Genomic DNA, 18,328 nt, shown 5'->3' on the forward strand with positions numbered 1-18,328 from the left:
GTGACCTTGTCCAGCTGCTGGATGGCCTCGTTGATCTGCGAGGCGCCGATGTCCTGCTCGCGGCAGGCGGCGCTGATCTCGGCGACCAGTTCGGCGGTCTTGCGGATGTTGGGCACCAGGCTGGTCAGCATCTCGCCGGCCGACTGGGCCGCCTTGACGGTGTCGCTGGAGACCGCGCCGATCTCGGTGGCGGCGGTCTGGCTGCGCTCGGCCAACTTGCGGACTTCCGAGGCGACGACCGCGAAGCCGCGGCCGTGCTCGCCGGCCCGGGCGGCTTCCACCGCCGCGTTCAGGGCCAGCAGGTCGGTCTGGCGCGCGATCTCCTGCACGATGGTGATCTTCTCGGCGATCGTCTGCATGGCGCTGACCGCGCGGTTGACCGCGTCACCCGAGATCTCGGCGTCCTTGGCCGACTGGCGGGCGATCTTCTCGGTCTGGGCGGCGTTGTCGGCGTTCTGCTTGATGTTGGCGGCCATCTCTTCCATCGAGGCCGAGGCCTCTTCGGCCGAGGAGGCCTGCTCGGTGGCGCCTTGCGACACCTGCTCCGAAGCCGCCGACAGTTCCTGCGAACCGGCCGAGACGTTCTCCGAGGCCGAGATCGCGTCGGCGACGACGCCGCGCAGACGCTCGACCATGATGTTCACGTGACCCAGCAGGTCGCCGATCTCGTCGTTGGTGGTGATGTCGATGGTCTTGGTCAGGTCGCCGTCGGCGACGGTCTGCACGGCGTCGGACGCGCGCTTGAGGCCCTTGCTGACCGCGATCGAGATGTAGAGGGCGGCCCCGACGGCCAGCGCCAGCGACACCGCCGCCAGGCCGATCAGCAGGTTGCGCACCTGGGCGAAGTCGGCGTCGGCCTTGCTGGTCGCGGCTTCCATCTGGCCCTGCGAGAGCTCGACCAGCTCCTGCACCTGGGCGGCGGCCTCGGTGACGGCCTTGCGGCCATCGCCCATCGACAGGGCGGCGGCCGCCTGGTCGTTGTTGGCGACGGCCAGGTCATAGACCCGGTCGTGCACGTCGATCAGCCGCTCCCAGGCGCCGCCCAGGGCTTGCCACTTCGGCTTGCCCTCGGCGCTGGCCAGGCCCTGGGCCTTGGCCAGCAGGGTCTCGAAGCTGCGCTTTTCCTTCTCGATCGTGGCCTCGTAAGCCTTCACATCGTCCGCCGAATTGACCAGCACCATGTTCTTTTCGGCCCGCACCACATTGAGCATGTGAATGTTGAGCTGCTGGGCGGCCTCCAGGCGGGTGGCGGGACCGTCGACCAGGGCGTTCAGATCGCGATTGGTCGTGCTCAGGCTGTTGATCCCGAACAGGGTCGCGACCAGGAGCAGCGCGATGACCAGGCCGAAAGCGAGGCCCAGCTGCAGTTTGATGGTGAAGCGCATGGTTAGCTCCGGTCGGTCAGCGTTGCGTGGCGTTGATAGGGGTGATCGAGGCGACGGACCGGCCCCGGGCGGCGAAAATCTGTTCGAGATCGGGGATGACGATCAGGTCGCCCCCGCGCCGCGCGAGGCGACGGATGAAGTCCTGGCGCCAGCTCATGCCGACGCGCGGGGCCTCTTCGGTGGTGTCGTGGGTGATCGAGGTCACCTCGTGCACCTTGTCGGCCCGCAGGCCGATCAGGGTGGGCTCGCCGTCCAGGTCGTGCTCGATGACCACGATGCGGCTGTCGATGGTGGGCGCGGCGGCCTCCATCTCGAAGGCCAGGCGCAGGTCGACCAGCGGCACGACGCGTCCGCGGAAATTGATCACCGCCCCGACGAAGGGCGCCGAGCCGGGCACGGCCGTTTCCGGCTGCAGGTCGAGGACCTCGCGCACCAGCCCGGCCTCGAGGGCGAAGGTTTCGCCCTGCAGGTCGAAGGTCAGGGCCTCGATCGCGCTGTCGGCGGCTTCACCGGTCATGTCTGGAGCCCTCATCAACCGACGGCCTTCAGCTGGACGTCGGAGCGCTGGCCGGCCGCGACGAGGTGGTTGATGTCGAGGATCAGGGCGACGCCGCCGTCGCCCAGGATCGTCGCGCCCGAGAAGGTCCCGACGTCGGCATGGAAGCTCGACAGCGGCTTGATGACGGTCTGGTGGTCGCCGAGGATCTGGTCGACGACGAGGCCGACCCGTTCCTGGCCGACCGCGACCACCACCACCTTCTGGTGCGGATCGGGGGCCAGGCCGGTGGCGAACAGCGACCGCAGGCGGATGAAGGGCACCAGTTGGTCGCGCAGGGTGATCAGGCTGCGGCCGGTGGAGCGCCTGTCCTGCTCGACCGACAGCTCGACGCATTCCTCGACCGCGGCCAGCGGGATGACGTAGCGGCCGGTCCCGACCCGCACCAGCAGGCCGTCGATGATCGCCAGGGTCAGAGGGATGCGCAGCGAGACCACCGAGCCCTCGCCCGGCGTGCTGGACAGTTCGATGGAGCCGCGCAGGCCCTCGATGGTGCGCTTGACCACGTCCATGCCGACGCCGCGGCCCGACAGGTTGGTGATCGCCGCCGCCGTCGAGAAGCCCGGCGCGAAGATCAGCTGCAGCAGGTCGCTGTCGCTCAGCACCTGGCCGGGCTGGATCAGGCCGTTCTCCTCGGCCTTGGCGCGGACCCGGGCGCGATCGACGCCCCGGCCGTCGTCGGTGATGGTGATCACCACCTCGGCGCCGGACTGGCGAGCCGCCAGCACGATCTGGCCGGTCCCGGACTTGCCGGCCGCCAGGCGCTGCTCGGGCGTCTCCAGCCCGTGGTCGGCGGCGTTGCGGATCAGGTGGATCAACGGATCGGCGAGACGCTCGATCACTGTCTTGTCCAGCTCGGTCGTCTCGCCCTCGGTCGAGAGCTCGATGGTCTTGCCGGTGTCGCGGGCCAGGTCGTGGATCAGGCGGCGGAAGCGGCCGAACAGCTGGGCGATCGGCACCATGCGCACGACCATCATGGTGTCGCGCATTTCCGAGGCCAGGCGCTCGATCTCCTCGGCGACGGCGCGCAGGGCGATGTCGCTGCTGGAGGCGGCCAGTTGCTTGAGGCGCGACTGGGCGATGACCAGCTCGCCCACCCGGTCCATCATCTCGTCGAGGCGCTCGGCCGGCACGCGGACCGTGTCGCCGCCGGCCTTGCGGCCTTCGCTGACCGGCGTCTCGTCCTTGGCCGAGGCGGCGACGGTTTCGACGATCGCGGCTTCGACGACGGCGGTTTCGACCGGAGCGGCGCTGATTTCCTGGATGTCCAGGGTCATGTCGTCGATCACGAAGATGAAGACGTCCTCGATCGCGTCGCGGCCGTGCTTGGTGACCAGGGTCACGTCCCAGGCAAGGTGGCACTCGGTGGCGACCAGGACGTCGAAGTCCGGAACGGCGTCGGTGACGGCGACCACGGTGCAGTCGCCCAGCTCGCGCAGCTCGTCGAGCAGCGGCAGCGGACGGGTGCCGTTGACCAGGGCGTCGGCCGGCAGGCTGAACTTCACGCGCCAGGTGTTGAGGGCCGGGGCGGCGGGAGCGGCGGCCACGGCCGGATCGCCGGCGCTGGCGACGACGCGGTGCAGCTCGGCCAGCAGGGCCTCGCCGGTCGCCTCGGAGGCGGGACGCCCCTCGGCCAGGGCGCGCATGTGGTCCTGGGCGGCCAGGACCGCGCCGACCAGCTCGGGCGTCGCGGCGACCTCGCCCTTGCGGACGCGGTCGAAGGCGGTTTCGCAATGGTGGGTGAAGGCGGCCAGGGCGTCGAAACCGAACATGGCCCCCGACCCCTTCAGGGTGTGGAGGCCACGGAACACCGCGTCGACCAGATCTCGATCCCCCATCCCGTTCGCTTGGGGACGATGCGCCAGGTCGAGCAGGCCCTGCTCGATCTCTTCCAGCAGTTCCTGGGCTTCCTGACGGAAGGTCTCGACGGGATCGAGGTCGCTCACTTGGCCAGAACCTTCTTGACGACCCGCACCAGTTGTTCGGGATCGAAGGGCTTGGTCAGCCAGCCGGTCGCGCCGGCGGCTTTCGCCTGAGCCTTGATCTCGGCGTCGGATTCGGTGGTCAGGAACAGGATCGGCACGCCGGCCCCGGCCGGGCGCTGGCGCAGCTCGCGGATCATCTGCAGGCCGTCCATGACCGGCATGTTCAGGTCGGTGACGATCAGGTCGAAGCCGCCGGCCGCGCCCTTGTCCAGGCCGTCCTGGCCGTTCACCGCCTCGGTGACGGCGTAGCCTTCGCCGCTCAAGGCGATCTTGATGGCCTGCCGGATGCTGGCGGAATCGTCCACGGTGAGGATGGAAGTCATTGGGCGGTCCCTTGCAGCCAGAACTGCGCGCGCTCGGAAGTTTCGTTGTCGAGGAAGCCGCCGCGTCGCAGCACCTCCAGTACTGCTCCACCCGCGGAATGACGCAGCGTAAGGTCACGTCCAGTCTCGGCGGCCTTCCGGCGCGCGGATTCGAGAAGTTGGACAAACGTCAGATCGGTTTCGCTCACGCCGTCGATATCCACGACAACGGGGCCGTCCTGTCGCAGGACCGCCCCCAGCTCGTCGTGAGCTTGAGTAATATTGGAAACCGTCACATCACCGACAAATGAGATCAGGTTGTTCTCGACGCCTGCCAATAACATCAGCCCCCGCTGGAAATAAATATCGGCGTTACTTGACTTCTTTTTCTACAGGTAACTTGTCGGAGCCCAATTAAATTAGGGTAAACGGGACAACCTCAGGGGGAGCGGCATTTTGTCCTTCCCGTCGCGGGCCGCTCGCGAGGCGCCCTCGCAGGTCGCCCGGGCCTCCCGCCGCCCAGGAAAGCTGGAGACGGCCGCGCCTCGCGACCCATGAAGAGTCAGGGCCGGAAGCACCGCCCGAGAGCCCTTCAGCGCCCCATCAACCGCGTACGAAGATGTTCCGCAGCCACTGCGAGCCGGCCTTGGCGGCCTGGCCCCAGTCTTCGCTGTCGTCCAGCGCCTCGGGCTTGTAGCCCCAGGGATTGAACAGCTTCAGCCGGTTGACCTTGAAGGCCGCGACGTTGCGCGTGACCAGGGTCAGGCCGTGTTCCAGCGCCGTGGCCGCCAGCAGGGCGTCGCGGGCGTCCGTCAGGTGCACGCGGCTTCGCCCCCGCACGACGGCGGCGTCGACCGCCAGGATGCGCCCCTCGAAGGCGACGGCGACCTGATCGTTCAGCCAGGTCCGCAGGGCCAGGCCCGCCGCCTTGTCCTTGCGCTCGACCCGCGCCGCGCCGGTCTCCAGCTCCAGCAGGGTGATCGCCGAGATGAACAGGCTGGACCGGGCGACGCCGGCGGCCCAGCCGGCCAGGCCCGCGTCGGTCCCGCCGGCCTTGGCGTTGCGCAGTTCGAAGACGATGTCGGTGTCGAGCAGGTACATCAGCCGCGCCAGTTCACGGGGTTGTCCCAGGTCTCGTCCGACCGTGTCTCGGCGACGTCCAAAGCCACCGGCGCGGCCATGGCCAGCAGGTCGACGATCGTCTCGCTCTGGCCCGACAGCTTGCGATAGGTCTCGATGCTCATCAGCACATGGGTGGTCTTGCCGCGGTCGGTGACGAACACCGGCTCGATCCGCGCCGCCCTCTTGGCCTGGCTGACATCCTGGTTGAAGTCACGACTCGAGATGACTTTCATGTGCCTACGTACCTACATTGACAAGGCTGTCTTGTAGGTACGTTACTACATTGTGTCGTTCGGGCAACAGGAAATTCGTCAGCAAAAACAATCTTCTGCGCAGCCCGGTCAAAATCGCTTTTTCGTCTTGCCTCGAAAACTCAACTCTGCGCGGCTTGAGTTCAACGGCGGGCAACGCCGAAGGGATTCAACAGGGGGGACACACGTGTCCGACATCATTTCAAGCCTCATCGCCACGGCGGGAAGCATCCTCGCGCCGCACGGCCCGGCCACCAAGGTCGCCGCGCACAGCTACACGCCGGGCGACTTCAGCATTCACTTCTTCCTGCAGCTGGCCGTCATCATCCTGGCCTGCCGCGTGGTCGGCTGGCTGGGCCAGAAGCTCCTCGCCCAGCCCCAGGTCGTGGGCGAGATGATCGCCGGCGTGGTGCTGGGCCCGTCGCTGCTGGGCCTGCTGTTTCCCGACTTCCAGCTGGCGCTGTTCCCCAAGGAAACCAAGAACGTGCTGTACGTCGGCGCCCAGTTGGGCGTGGGCCTCTACATGTTCATGGTCGGCACCAGCTTCCAGGCCGGCCACTTCAAGGCCAAGGCCAAGAGCGCCATGAGCGTGTCGTTCGCCGGCATCGCCGCGCCGTTCCTGATCGCCGCCCTGATCACGCCGTTCCTGCTGAAGGTCCCCGGCCTGTTCGCCCCGACCATCAGCCAGGGCAGCGCGACCCTGTTCATGGGCGCCTGCATCGCCCTGACCGCCTTCCCGATGCTGGCCCGGATCATCAATGAGCGCGGCCTGGCCAAGACTTCCCTCGGCACGCTGTCGCTGACGGCCGGCGCGTTCGACGACGCCGTCTCCTGGTGCGTGCTGGCCGTGGTGCTGGCGACCTTCGGCGGCGGTCCGGGCGTGGCCGTGCTGGCCATCGGCGGGGGCGTGGCCTGGGTGGCGTTCGTCACGATCCTCGGTCCGAAAATCCTGGCCCCGCTGGGCCGCATGGTCGAGCGCGAAGGCGAGATGAGCCACACGGTGCTGGCCCTGGTCCTGCTGGCCTTCTGTGTCTCGGCCTTCCTGATGGACGCCGTCGGCATCCACGCGATCTTCGGCGGCTTCATCCTCGGCGTGGTCATGCCGCGCGGCAAGCTGGTCGAGGAGCTCAAGCGCAAGGTCGAGCCGATCGCGGTCATCTTGCTGCTGCCGATGTTCTTCACCTATTCGGGCCTGAACACCCGGATGGACATGGTCAATTCCCCTTCCCTGCTGCTGATCGCCCTGGGCATCCTGGCCTGCTCGATCCTGGCCAAGTGGGGCGCCTGCTACGCCGCCGCCCGCCTGACCGGCGAGAACCACAGCACCGCCATGGGCATCGGCGCCCTGATGAACTCGCGCGGCCTGATGGAGCTGATCATCATCAACATCGGCCTGCAGAAGGGCATCATCGGCCCGACCCTGTTCTCGATGCTGGTGCTGATGGCCATCGTCACCACGGTCATGGCCAGCCCGCTGTTCGAGGTGGTCTACGGCAAGAAGGCCCGCGAATCCGGCGAGCTGGACGCCATCGACGGCGCGATCGCCAAGGCCGCCGCCTAAACCTTCAAAGTCGCCTCCCTAGGCCCTCGCTCCCCTGCCGGAGCGAGGGCTTCTTTTTTGTTGGATGACCGCTTCCTGCCAGTGGCGGGCATTCTGCCTGGTGTCCATTCCCGACTCTTCGGAGACGTTTCGAACGTCCTCCTGCGGCCTTACCGAGCAGGACGATCGGCAGGTCAGCAAGGGCGAGCGGGCTTGAGGTTGGCCGTCACCAGATCGTCATCTCGCGGTCTTCCACGCGCCATCAAAGTGTAGCGCGCCCGTCACCCCTGCGGCTTAAGCGCCTGTCACTCACATCCGGGGGACAAGATGCTCAAGCCGATCATCATGCGTAGACTTTCGGCTGGCCTTATGGCCAGCGCCAGCTTCTCGGCGCCGCTGTTGGCCCATGCGCAGGAGAGCGCTACGGCGGTCGAGGAAGTCGTGGTGACCGGCCAGCGCGAGGCCCAGCGCGCCGCGATCGCGGTCAAGCGCGACGCCTTCACGGTTTCGGACGTGGTCTCCGCCGACGACATCGGCAAGCTGCCCGACCACAACACCGCCGCCGCCCTGCGCCGCATCCCCGGCATCTCGGTGATGGAAGACCAAGGCGAGCCGCGCTTTCCCGTCATTCGCGGCCTGCGCTCGACCTATAACCGCACCACCATCGACGGCGCCCTGGTGGCCTCGGTCGATGAGAGCGGCCGCACCGTGCCGATGGACATCGTGCCCTCGGTGATGGCCGGCCGGCTGGAAGTCATCAAGACCGTGACCCCCGAGAACGACGGCAACGCCATCGGCGGGGTCATCAACGTCACCACCCGCAGCGCCTTTGACGCCGGCCGCCCGTTCTTCAACGGCATGGCCTCGTATGGCCATTACGAGCGCAGCGGCGACGTGCGCAACGACAAGCCGTCCTACCGCCTGGCCTTCGCGACGGGCCGCACCTTCGGCGCCGAGGACCAGTGGGGCGTAGTGATCGGCGCCTCGCAGGAGCAGCTGGACTACGACATCCCGCAGGTCGAGGCCGCCGACCCGTCGGTGCGCGAATACACGGCCGCGGGCGCTCCGGTGCTGTCCGGCGCGGCCAACGGCAACGGCATCCAGGTGCCGTCCCAGCTACGCCTCTTCTGGTACAACAACACCAAGCAGCGCAGCGGCGTGAACGGCAAGATCGAGTACCGGCCCAGCGATGACTTCCGCTGGGAGGCCTCGGGCCTGTTCTCCCGCATGGAGGACGACGAGGAGCGGATCGAGTACCGCATCGAGCCGATCGGAAACGTCGCCAGCCAGACCCAGACCAGCGGCGCCTTCGCCCGTGGCCGCGGCATCATCCAGCTGAACCAGCCGATCACCAAGCGCGAGATCGGCCTGGCGCGGACAGGCTTCGCCTGGCAGTTCGCCCCGCAATGGAAGGCCGACGGCGATCTGGTCTATTCGCAGGCCGGCCTGGAAGTGCCCAACGAGTCGGTGGAGTTCCGCACCGTCGACGCGGCCGGCGCCAACTACGCCTTCACCTACGACACCACCAACCCGCTGTTTCCGGTGTTCAAGCCGGTCAACGAGGCGGCTCTGCGCAATCCCGCCAACTACGTGCTGCAGCAGCACCGCATCGCCTTGACCAAGACCGACGAGAAGACCGGCCAGGCGCGCTTCAACCTGGCCTTCGACGATCAGGGCGGCGACCGCAACCTGAAGGCCAAGATCGGCGGCGTGCTGCGCTCCACAGAACGCCAGTTCAACAGCACCCAGCTCAACTATCGCGCCGGAACGGGCTTCACCTACACCCTGGCCGAGGTCGACGCCGCGGGCCCCACCCAGTTGATCGCCGACCGCTACCTGCTGACCCCGCGCATCGACGCGCAGGCGGCGATGGACTTCTTCCGGGCCAACCGCGCCAGGTTCACCGAGACCGTCGCCGCCCCGACCGGCGACTACAAGGTCACCGAGGACATCTATGCCGGCTATGCCCAGGCCAGCTATCGCATCGGCGACCTGACCCTGCTGGGCGGCCTGCGCTACGAGAAGACCAAGGTGGAGTCCGACGCGGTCCGCAACACCGGCGGCGTCCTGACCCCGGTTTCGAACGACGGCGACTATGGCAATTGGCTGCCCAGCGCCCACCTGGAATGGAAAGCGACCGACAAGCTGATCGTCCGCGCCGCCTGGACCAACACCATCGGCCGGCCCGACTACGGCTCGCTGACCGCCAGCGAGAACCTGAACTTCGACGGCAGCCAACCGACCCTGTCGCGCGGCAATCCCGGGCTGAAGGCGCGCGAAAGCGAAGGCTTCGACCTGTCGGTCGAATTCTATCCGACCGACGGCCTGATCTCGCTGGCGGTGTTCAGCAAGGACATCAAGAACGAGATCTTCACCCTGTCCTCGACAGAGAACCTCAACGTGGGCCGAGGCGTCGAGCCTGTGCTGGTGTCGACGCCGCGCAACGCCGAAACCGCCAAGATCAAGGGCCTGGAATTCGCGGTGCAGCAGGCCTTCACGTTCCTGCCGTCGCCGTTCGACGGCTTCGGGTTCAACGGCAACGTGACCCTGCTGGACACCGAGTTCACGTTCCTGACCTCGACCGGTCCTCGGGTCACGGGCCTGTTCCAGCAGCCCGACATCACCACGAACGAGTCGATCTACTACCAGCGCGGACCGTTCGAGGCCCGCGTGTCGCACAACTACATCGGCGGCCAGCTGGAAACGATCAACGACGCCAACGTCAATTCCGACCAGTATTGGAAGGGCCGTCACGTGTTCGACGCCAGCCTGTCCTGGCGCTTCGCCGACCATTTCACGGCGTTCGTCGAGGGGCAGAACCTGTCCAACACCGGCCGTCAGGAAGTAACTGGCCCCGGCCGCGCTTACCTGCAGGAATGGGCCAACTACGGCCGGACCTACTGGGTCGGCTTGGCGGTGAACTTCTAGCGCGCGTGACGGAGCAAGGCCGATGATTCTGCAACTCTTCGCGGCCCTGGCGCTGCAGGCCGCGGCCGTTCCGCCGGCCTCAGTCCCGGCCGACGCGCCCCCGCCCAAGGCCCAGACCCTCCGGCGCTATGACGGCGCCGCCAGCCAGGGCGCGGCGGCGGGTCCCAACGACGTCTATTCGGTCAGCAACTTCAAGCTGGTCCGCTTCGACAAGAAGACCGGCGAGAAACGCGCGGAGTGGACGGGCGAGAAGTCCCGCTTCCCGCACATCAACTCGTGCGCGGTGATCGCCAAGGACCTGGTCTGCGCCAGCTCCAACTTCCCCGGCACGCCCCATGTCAGCACGGTCGAGATGTTCGATCCCCTGACCCTGGCCCACCGCCGCAGCGTCTCGCTGGGCCTGGGCACGGGCTCGATCACCTGGGTCGACCGCCACGACGGCTTCTGGTGGGCGATGTTCGCCAATTACGACGGCAAGGGCGGCGAGCCCCCGCGCGATCACCGGCACACCACCCTGGTGAAGTTCGACGACCAGTGGCGCCGGCTGGAGGCCTGGGCCCTGCCGGCGACGGTGCTGGACCGCATCGCGCCGATGAGCATCTCGGGCGGCGGCTGGGGACCGGACGGCAAGCTCTATCTGAGCGGCCACGACCTGCCGGAGCTGTATGTCGTGCAGCTGCCGATGGGCGGCGGCGTGCTCGACCATCTCGACACCATCGGCATGGAGGCCGAGGGCCAGGCGATCGACTGGGACGAGAGCCAGCCGGGCGTGCTGTACGGCATCACCCGCCGGTCCCGTGAGATCCTGGCCATGCGCGTTCCGCGCCCGCGATAGCGGCTTCGCACCGTCGATCCGACGCGTAAGCCGTGGAGCGCCGGATGTCCGCAGCGACACATCCAGCGCGGCGTAGGAACCTCGTCGTCTCCTTTCGTCTCGGCTGAAACCCCGCACCTCAGGCCGGCTCGAGCGACCGGTCGAAGCCAAACCGGTTGATCTGGGCGATCAGGTCGCGGTGGCTGGGCAGGTCGTGGGTGGCGCGTTCGCCGAAGCTCTTGATCTTGGCGAACAGCTTGTCGGCCGCCGCCACGTCCGGGAACTCGCTGCGCCCCGGCGACAGGTCGGTTTTGAAGCCCATGCCGTACAGGATGTACTGGTAGTTGAAGAAGGCGAAGGTCTCGAGATCCAGGATGAAGTCGTAGCGGGTGGGCGGGCGCCAGCGCCACTGCTCCAGCAGGTCGACCAGCCGTTCCGGCATCGAGGCCGGGTCGGCGTTCTCCCGCCAGAACGGCTCGGTGCGCTGGCTCAGGCAGTAGTGCAGCTTCAGGAAGGTGATGATGTTGTCGTAGCGGGCGGTCATCAGCTCGTTGAAGCGGAAGGCCGGGGCGCTGATCGGGCCGTTGTGCGGGAACAGCTCGGCGATGATCGCCACCGCCGCCTCGATCAGCACCACGCCGGTCGATTCCAGCGGCTCCAGGAAGCCCGCCGACAGGCCCACGGCCACGCAGTTCTTGACCCACTGCTTCTGGCGATAGCCGGCCTCGAACGACAGTGTCCGGGGCGCGATCTCGACGCCCTCCCCCACATAGCCGCGTAGGATCGCGGCCGCCCGGTCGTCGTCGATGTGGTCGCTGGAATAGACGCAGCCGACGCCCCGCGCGCCGTTCAGGCCGATATCCCAGGTCCAGCCGGCCTCGTGGGCGGTGGCGATCGTGAAGCTCTGGATCGGCGCGTCGGGGCGGTCGTAGGGGATCTTGCAGGCCAGGGCCCGGTCGGCGAACAGGATCGGCCGCGCCGACTTGAACGGGGCCTTCAGCGCCTTGCCGATCAGCTCGGCGTGGAAGCCGGTGCAGTCGATGTAGAGATCGGCGTCCAGCCGGCCGTGCTCCTGGCAGACGACATGGTCGATGGCCCCGGTAGTGTCCAGCTCGACGCCGGTCAGCAGGCCCTGCAGGTGGCGCACGCCCAGCTCACGGGCCCGCTCGGCCAGCACCTGGGCCAGCTTGGCGGCGTCGAAGTGGTAGGCGTAGTTCAGGGGGCCGGAGAAGTTGCCCTCGTGCGGCCGCTTGGGCGCGCGCTGGGCGTCGGCGACCCGGGCCTGGATGGTCATGGCCTCGGCGAACGGCGCGCGCGTGGCCTCGTTCTGCAGCAGCCAATAGGGCGCCAGGCTCGTGCCGTCGGTCGAGAACGGGGCCTCGAACGGGTGGAAGTACTGGTGGCGCGCCCCGTCCTTGGGCGCCCAGGCCCAGTCGTTGAAGCGGATACCCTGCTTGAAGGTGGCCGAGGTCTCGCGGATGAACCGGGCCTCGTCGATGCCCAGGAACTGCAGGGTGGTGCGGATGGTCGGGAACGTGGCCTCGCCGACGCCGATGATGCCGACATCGGGCGATTCCAGCAGGGTGATCTCCAGGTGCGCCTGCTCGGTCACCCGCAGGGACTTGGCCAGATAGGCCGCGGTCAGCCACCCGGCCGTGCCGCCCCCGACGATCAGGATTCTTCGTCTACGATCCATGCCGCCTTGATAGCGCGCCACGCCGCGAAAGCGGAAAGCAAAGTTGGCGGTTACCGCCCCGGCCGCGCGAAAGCCGCCACGCGCTCACGAGCATGATGGACCGCGTTGCCGCCCGCCGTCGAACCCGTCCGGAACCCGCCCACATGGTTGGACAGGTCGGCGGCCTCGGCGCGCAGGGCGTGGGCGGCCTCGGTCGACTGCTGGACCATGGCGCTGTTGCGCTGGGTGACCTGGTCGAGCTGGTTGACCGCGACGTTGACCTGCCCGAGCGCCGAGGCCTGCTCGTTGGCCGAGGCGGCGATCTCGTCGACCAGGATGTCGATGGCGCCGACCTTCTCCACGATGCCGCGCAGGGCCGCGCCGGTCTTGCCGACCAGATCGACGCCCTCGCCCACCTGGCGGCTGGAGTCGACGATCAGGGTCTTGATCTCCTTGGCGGCGTCGGCCGAGCGCTGGGCGAGAGCCCGAACTTCCTGGGCCACCACCGCGAAGCCTCGGCCGGCGTCGCCCGCGCGAGCCGCCTCGACGCCGGCGTTCAGGGCCAGAAGGTTGGTCTGGAAGGCGATCTCGTCGATCACGCCCAGGATCTGCGAGACCTTGGCCGACGAGGCCTCGATCTGGGTCATGGCTTCGGCGGCGCGGGTCACCACCACGCCCGAGGCCTGGGCGTCGTCGGCGGCTTCCCGGACCTGGGCCGAGACGGCCTTGGCGCTCTTGGCGGTTTGCTCGACCGTGGCGGTCAGCTGCTCGACGGCCGCGGCGGTCTCCTGCAGGGTCGCGGCCTGCTGCTCGGTGCGCTCGGACATGTCGTCGGCGGCGCGGGCGATGTCGTCGGTGCCGGCCCGGATGCCCTGGGCGCCGCGCGACACCGCGTTCATGGCCTTGTCCAGCGCAGCGGCGGCGTTGTCGAAATCGGTCTTCAGGCGTTCGAACTCGGGCGACAGCGCGCCTTCGATGCGCACCGACAGGTCGCCCGCGGCCAGCCGCGACAGGGCCACGCCCAGGGCCGCGACAGCGGCGGCTTGCTGCCGCTCGGCGGCCTGACGCTCGGCCTCCAGGCGGTCGCGCTCTTCCAGCAGGACCGAGAAATAGGCCGAAACGGCGAGGTCCATGTCGAGGAACACGGCCTTGGCCACGGCCGAGACCTGTTCGGCCGAACCGGTGTCGGCCTTGCCGCCGCCGAACGGGCCGCGCCCAAAAAGCCCATTGGGGGAGGGCTTTCCCAGCACCGCGTGGATCAGCTTGTCCAGCACCAGGGCGTAGCCGCCGATCGACCAGCGCGGCTCCAGGCCGGCGCGGGCGTTGGACTGGCCGATGCGCTCGACCGCCTCCAGATAGTCGGCGCCCTGGTCGCCCGACAGCATCCGCCGCCAGTGCGCGACCTGCCGGGCCTGGGCGCCCTCGCCCCGTCCGTCCTTAATCAGGGCGCGCGTCTCGGCGAAGCCCCGCAGCTGTTCGTAGAAGCTGTCCAGCGCGCCGGGGATGGCCTCGTCCAGCGTCGGCTTGGCCGCCTGCAGCGCCGATCGCGACCGATGATCGAACCGCATGAAGCTCAGACGTTGGTCGAGCTGGTGTTTGGCGCTCATGCGGCGGGCCCCGAGTCTTGATTTTTCTTAGGGCGATAGCGGTGACCGGAATTCATTAACCAAGCTTGAAGCGTGGCCTTAGGTGAGCGAACGGGGGCAAGCCGCCCGCCCTATTCGACGAAAAAGTCGGGGCGCCGTCTTTCAACGGCGCCCCGCGCTCGCCCTGATGGGCGCTTGTCGTGGTCGATCGTCAGGTCAGGTTCAGGCGATCGGCGTTCATGACCTTGGTCCAGGCCTTCACGAAGTCCTTGGTGAACTTCTCCTGGGCGTCCGAGCTGGCATAGACCTCGGCGAGGGCCCGCAGTTCGGCGTGGGAGCCGAAGATCAGGTCAACGCGCGTGGCGGTCCAGCGGGACTCGCTGCTCTTGCGGTCATGGCCCGCGAAGGCGTTGACCGCCGTCGGGCTCCACGTCGTGCCCATGTTGAGCAGGTTCACGAAGAAGTCGTTCGTGAGCACGCCCGGGCGGTCGGTGAAGACGCCGGCCTTGGAGCCGCCGCTGTTGGCGCCCAGCACCCGCAGGCCGCCGACCAGCACCGTCAGCTCCGGTCCGGACAGGCGCAGCAACTGCGCCCGGTCGACCAGCGCCTCCTCGGGGGCCATGAACTGCAGGCCCTCGCGGCGATAGTTGCGGAAACCGTCGGACAGCGGCTCGAGCGGCGCGAACGAGTCGGCGTCGGTCTGTTCGGCCGAGGCGTCCATGCGCCCAGGGGTGAACGGAACCTCCACCGGCGCGCCCGCGTCCTTGGCCGCCTTCTCGACGGCCGCCGCGCCGCCCAGCACGATCAGGTCGGCCAGCGAGATCTTCTTGCCGCCGGCCGCCGCCCCGTTGAAGTCCTTCTGGATCCCCTCCAGCGCGCTCAGCACCTTGGCCAGGACGGGCGGGTCGTTGACCTCCCAGTCCTTCTGCGGCGCCAGGCGGACGCGCGCGCCGTTGGCGCCCCCGCGCTTGTCGGAACCGCGCCAGGTCGAGGCCGAGGCCCAGGCGGTCGAGACCAGTTCGGCCACCGAAAGGCCCGAGGCCAGGATCTTGCCCTTCAGGGCGGAGACGTCCTGGGCGTCGACCAGCGGGTGGTCCACGGCCGGGATCGGATCCTGCCAGATCAGGGTCTCCCGCGGCACCAGGGGGCCGAGATAGCGGCCGATCGGTCCCATGTCGCGGTGGGTGAGCTTGAACCAGGCGCGGGCGAAGGCGTCGGCGAACTGGTCGGGATGCTCGAGGAACCGGCGCGAGATCTTCTCGTATTCGGGGTCGAACCGCAGCGCCAGGTCAGAGGTCAGCATGGTCGGCACGCGCTTCTTGGCGCTGTCATAGGCGTCGGGAATGTCGGCCGGCGCGTTCTTGGCCTGCCACTGATGGGCGCCGCCGGGGCTCTTGCTCAGCTCCCACTCGAACTTGAACAGGTTCTCGAAGAAGTGGTTGCTCCACCGGGTTGGGGTCTGGCTCCAGGTGACTTCCAGCCCGGACGTGATCGCGTCGGCGCCGACGCCCGTACCGTGCTTGCTGCGCCAGCCCAGGCCGTGGTCGTGGATCTCGCCGCCTTGGGGTTCCGGACCAACGAACGAGGGGTCGCCCGCGCCGTGGGTCTTGCCGAAGGTGTGGCCGCCGGCGATCAGGGCGACGGTCTCCTCGTCGTTCATGGCCATCCGGGCGAAGGTTTCGCGGATGTCGCGGGCCGAGGCCTTCGGGTCGGGATTGCCGTTCGGCCCTTCGGGATTGACGTAGATCAGGCCCATCTGCACCGCGCCCAGCGCCGGATGCAGCTGGCGCTCGCCGCTGTAGCGCTCGTCGCCCAGCCAGCTGCCTTCGGGACCCCAGTACAGCTCCTCGGGCTCCCAGGTGTCGGCCCGGCCGCCGCCGAAGCCTAAGGTCTTGAAGCCCATCGACTCCAGGGCGACGTTGCCGACCAGCACATAGAGATCGGCCCACGAGATCTTGCGGCCGTACTTCTGCTTGATCGGCCAGAGCAGCCGGCGCGCCTTGTCGAGGTTGGCGTTGTCGGGCCAGCTGTTGAGCGGGGCGAAACGCTGCTGCCCGCCGCCCGCGCCGCCGCGCCCGTCGCTGGTGCGGTAGGTGCCGGCGCTGTGCCAGGCCAAACGGATGAACAGGCCGCCGTAGTGGCCGAAGTCGGCGGGCCACCAGTCCTGGGAGTCGGTCATCAGCGCGTGCAGGTCGGCGATCACGGCGTTCAGGTCGAGGGTCTTGAACTCCTCGGCATAGTTGAACGCCTCGCCCATCGGATCGGAGCGCGGCGAATGCTGGTTGAGGCTTTCGAGACTGAGATTTTGCGGCCACCACTCGCGGTTGCCTCGGCCGCGGCCGTGTCCCACGGGGCACTGACCTTGAACGCCGCCCTCGACATTCCCATCCATCGCTTTTCCTCCGGTTGGCTTGTGGCCGGTCGACGCCGACGGCGCCAAGTCAACCGCGATCCACCGATAGGTAAAATTGATTGTTCCTATCATCGCGATAGGCGACGCCATTCAAAGCGGGACCTGGGCGAAGGCCAAAGTCAGCTCACGGCGCAATTGGGACTTGGAGCGCGGAAGAGCCCTACGCCGTCCAGAGATAGCGCCAGGTCTCCGAGATCGCCTGGTCGCCCCGCGTCAGCCGTAGCGACAGCTCCATGTTCGCCGCCTTGGGCCGCACGCCGAACGCCACGCGAGCCGCGGCCTCGTCGGGATAGGGCGACAGGTCGCGCCAGACGATCTCGCCGCCCTCGGCCTGGAGGTCCATGGCCACCCCGTCCAGCCCCTCGGCCAGGGCCCCGCCCTGCAGGTCGATGGTGAACAGGCGCAGGCCGGCCTGGGCGTCGGCGCCGGTGCGGGTGCGGAACACCCGCGCGTCGGGGCTGGCGAAGCGTTCCTGGCCCCAGTGCAGGCGATAGCGCAGGTCGACCTGGGTTCCGGCCTTCCATGGGGCCTTGGGCCGCCAGAAGATGGCGATGTTGTCGTCGGTCTCCTTGGTGGTGGCCAGCTCGGCCAGGTGCACCGCGCCTTCGCCCCAGGCGTCCAGCGGCTCGACCCACAGGCTGGGCCGCAGGTCGTAGCGGGCCTGCAGATCGCCGAAGTCCTCCAACGTCCGGGCCCGCTGGACCAGGCCGAAGCCCTTGGGGTCCTTGTCCAGGAAGCTGCTGAGGCGATGGGCCTTGGGGTTCTGCAACGGCCGCCAGATGTGCTCGCCCTGCCCGTTCCAGATCGCCAGGCCGTCGCTGTCGTGCACGGCGGTGCGATAGTCCTGCAGCGACGACGGATCGGCGACGTTGAACAGGAACATGCTGCTCATGGCCGCCACGCCCGTCTTGGTCATGGTCGCGCGCGGGAAGATGCTGGCGGCGACGTCGAACGTCACGTCCTCGCCCGGCCGGATCGTGAAGCTGTAGGCGCCCGTGCAGCTGGGGCTGTCCATCAGGGCGTGGACGACCACCGCGTCGCCGCCGATGGCGGGCCGCTCGAGCCAGAAGCTGGTGAAGTCGGGGAATTCCTCGTTCGGCTCGCCGGCCCCGATCGCCAGGCCGCGCGCCGACAGGCCGTAGCGTTGCCCTCGGCCCAGGCTGCGGAAGTAGCTGGCGCCCTGGAACACCGCCACCTCGTCCATCTTGCCGGCCTCGTTCAGCGGCCACAGCAGGCGGAAGCCGGAAAAGCCGTTCCAGCCCTTGGCGACGTCGGCGTGTTCGCCCGGGATGTCGAACATCGCCGGGTCGAAAACGATCGGCCGCGCCAGGCCGGCGGCGACCTCGTAGATCGGCAGCGGACGCGGATACAGCCACGCTGGCGGGAAGAACTCGGCCCTGAACTCGGGCTGACGGTCCTTCCACAGGTCGGCTTCCGGGCGGAAGCGGATGCGGAAATACTCGTCGTAGGTCAGGCCCGTCATGGTCGGCGGCGCGGGCGGCTTGGCGAACGGCGCGGCGGCCAGGGCGCGGGCCTTGTCGCGCAGAAGGTCGACGGAAAACGCATCGCTCACCGCGGCGTCGACAGCGGGGGTCTGGGCGGAAGCCAGGCGGGGCGCCAGGGCCAGGACAGCCGACAGCGAAAGCTGGCCGAGCGCGGCGCGGCGGTTGAGCAGACTGGAAAACATCCGGGCCTTGTAAAGCAACGCCCCCGTTGCACGCCATACAACGCAGCTTTAGCGACAAAGCTCCGCACCATTCGCCCCATTTGC

General features: G+C 68.3%; 13 protein-coding genes and 1 pseudogene. 3 read left to right on the plus strand and 11 right to left on the minus strand.

Going from position 1 to position 18,328, the window contains the following annotated elements; all coding sequences use genetic code 11:
- The 7 genes from AC1DMQ_RS24985 to AC1DMQ_RS25015 form a co-directional block, all read right to left on the minus strand.
- A partial coding sequence (locus tag AC1DMQ_RS24985; protein WP_477036238.1) for a methyl-accepting chemotaxis protein occupies positions 1-1,385 on the minus strand: 1,385 nt, incomplete at its 3' end.
- Positions 1,386-1,401: 16 nt separating this feature from the next.
- Positions 1,402-1,902, minus strand: coding sequence for a chemotaxis protein CheW (locus tag AC1DMQ_RS24990; RefSeq protein WP_477036239.1), 501 nt, complete (start codon positions 1,900-1,902; stop codon positions 1,402-1,404).
- A gap of 14 nt (positions 1,903-1,916) precedes the next feature.
- Complete coding sequence (locus AC1DMQ_RS24995; RefSeq protein ID WP_477036240.1) at positions 1,917-3,887, minus strand: chemotaxis protein CheA; 1,971 nt, start codon at positions 3,885-3,887, stop codon at positions 1,917-1,919.
- Complete coding sequence (locus AC1DMQ_RS25000) at positions 3,884-4,249, minus strand: response regulator (protein ID WP_477036241.1); 366 nt, start codon at positions 4,247-4,249, stop codon at positions 3,884-3,886. The genes AC1DMQ_RS24995 and AC1DMQ_RS25000 overlap by 4 nt, the downstream gene beginning before the upstream one ends.
- Positions 4,246-4,572 carry an STAS domain-containing protein gene (locus AC1DMQ_RS25005; protein ID WP_477036242.1) on the minus strand — a complete coding sequence of 109 codons (327 nt, stop codon included), beginning with the start codon at positions 4,570-4,572 and terminating at the stop codon, positions 4,246-4,248. Before AC1DMQ_RS25005 ends, AC1DMQ_RS25000 begins: the two co-directional genes overlap by 4 nt.
- A gap of 259 nt (positions 4,573-4,831) precedes the next feature.
- Positions 4,832-5,329, minus strand: a complete 498-nt coding sequence (locus tag AC1DMQ_RS25010) for a PIN domain-containing protein (protein ID WP_477036243.1) — start codon at positions 5,327-5,329, stop codon at positions 4,832-4,834.
- Complete coding sequence (locus AC1DMQ_RS25015) at positions 5,329-5,583, minus strand: type II toxin-antitoxin system Phd/YefM family antitoxin (protein ID WP_477036244.1); 255 nt, start codon at positions 5,581-5,583, stop codon at positions 5,329-5,331. The genes AC1DMQ_RS25010 and AC1DMQ_RS25015 overlap by 1 nt, the downstream gene beginning before the upstream one ends.
- 205 nt (positions 5,584-5,788) lie before the next feature.
- Here AC1DMQ_RS25015 and AC1DMQ_RS25020 point away from each other — a divergent pair, with 205 nt between their 5' ends.
- From AC1DMQ_RS25020 to AC1DMQ_RS25030, 3 genes and pseudogenes are all read left to right on the plus strand, one after another.
- Positions 5,789-7,162: a cation:proton antiporter gene (locus AC1DMQ_RS25020; protein WP_477036245.1), complete on the plus strand. Its 1,374-nt coding sequence runs from the start codon at positions 5,789-5,791 to the stop codon at positions 7,160-7,162.
- A gap of 327 nt (positions 7,163-7,489) precedes the next feature.
- A pseudogene (locus AC1DMQ_RS25025) lies at positions 7,490-10,069 on the plus strand (TonB-dependent receptor); the annotation flags it as partial.
- A 22-nt stretch (positions 10,070-10,091) separates the two neighbouring features.
- On the plus strand, positions 10,092-10,904 hold the full coding sequence (locus AC1DMQ_RS25030) for a hypothetical protein (protein ID WP_477036246.1): 813 nt from the start codon (positions 10,092-10,094) through the stop codon (positions 10,902-10,904).
- Between the two features lie 118 nt (positions 10,905-11,022).
- On the opposite strand, the gene AC1DMQ_RS25035 is transcribed toward AC1DMQ_RS25030, so the two are convergent.
- The 4 genes from AC1DMQ_RS25035 to AC1DMQ_RS25050 all read right to left on the minus strand — a co-directional run bounded on the left by AC1DMQ_RS25035 (position 11,023) and on the right by AC1DMQ_RS25050 (position 18,244).
- Complete coding sequence (locus tag AC1DMQ_RS25035; protein ID WP_477036247.1) at positions 11,023-12,579, minus strand: tryptophan halogenase family protein; 1,557 nt, start codon at positions 12,577-12,579, stop codon at positions 11,023-11,025.
- 50 nt (positions 12,580-12,629) lie between these two features.
- Positions 12,630-14,165 carry a methyl-accepting chemotaxis protein gene (locus tag AC1DMQ_RS25040; RefSeq protein WP_477036248.1) on the minus strand — a complete coding sequence of 512 codons (1,536 nt, stop codon included), beginning with the start codon at positions 14,163-14,165 and terminating at the stop codon, positions 12,630-12,632.
- A 190-nt stretch (positions 14,166-14,355) separates the two neighbouring features.
- Complete coding sequence (gene katG / locus AC1DMQ_RS25045; protein ID WP_477036249.1) at positions 14,356-16,536, minus strand: catalase/peroxidase HPI; 2,181 nt, start codon at positions 16,534-16,536, stop codon at positions 14,356-14,358.
- Positions 16,537-16,717: 181 nt separating this feature from the next.
- The gene (locus tag AC1DMQ_RS25050) at positions 16,718-18,244 is read right to left on the minus strand and encodes a glucan biosynthesis protein G (protein WP_477036250.1); all 1,527 of its coding nucleotides are present in this window, start codon (positions 18,242-18,244) and stop codon (positions 16,718-16,720) included.
- Positions 18,245-18,328 lie beyond the last annotated feature (84 nt).

The organism is Caulobacter sp. 05L422 (assembly GCF_056397765.1).

What these genes read in the sequence shown, in the direction of transcription:
- AC1DMQ_RS25015 (WP_477036244.1), bottom strand. Translation starts at nt 5,583, where the DNA reads ATGAAAGTCATCTCGAGTCGTGACTTCAACCAGGATGTCAGCCAGGCC.
- AC1DMQ_RS25040 (WP_477036248.1), bottom strand. Translation starts at nt 14,165, where the DNA reads ATGAGCGCCAAACACCAGCTCGACCAACGTCTGAGCTTCATGCGGTTC.
- AC1DMQ_RS24990 (WP_477036239.1), bottom strand. Translation starts at nt 1,902, where the DNA reads ATGACCGGTGAAGCCGCCGACAGCGCGATCGAGGCCCTGACCTTCGAC.
- AC1DMQ_RS25050 (WP_477036250.1), bottom strand. Translation starts at nt 18,244, where the DNA reads ATGTTTTCCAGTCTGCTCAACCGCCGCGCCGCGCTCGGCCAGCTTTCG.
- AC1DMQ_RS25005 (WP_477036242.1), bottom strand. Translation starts at nt 4,572, where the DNA reads ATGTTATTGGCAGGCGTCGAGAACAACCTGATCTCATTTGTCGGTGAT.
- AC1DMQ_RS25035 (WP_477036247.1), bottom strand. Translation starts at nt 12,579, where the DNA reads ATGGATCGTAGACGAAGAATCCTGATCGTCGGGGGCGGCACGGCCGGG.
- AC1DMQ_RS25000 (WP_477036241.1), bottom strand. Translation starts at nt 4,249, where the DNA reads ATGACTTCCATCCTCACCGTGGACGATTCCGCCAGCATCCGGCAGGCC.
- AC1DMQ_RS25010 (WP_477036243.1), bottom strand. Translation starts at nt 5,329, where the DNA reads ATGTACCTGCTCGACACCGACATCGTCTTCGAACTGCGCAACGCCAAG.
- AC1DMQ_RS25030 (WP_477036246.1), top strand. Translation starts at nt 10,092, where the DNA reads ATGATTCTGCAACTCTTCGCGGCCCTGGCGCTGCAGGCCGCGGCCGTT.
- katG (WP_477036249.1), bottom strand. Translation starts at nt 16,536, where the DNA reads ATGGATGGGAATGTCGAGGGCGGCGTTCAAGGTCAGTGCCCCGTGGGA.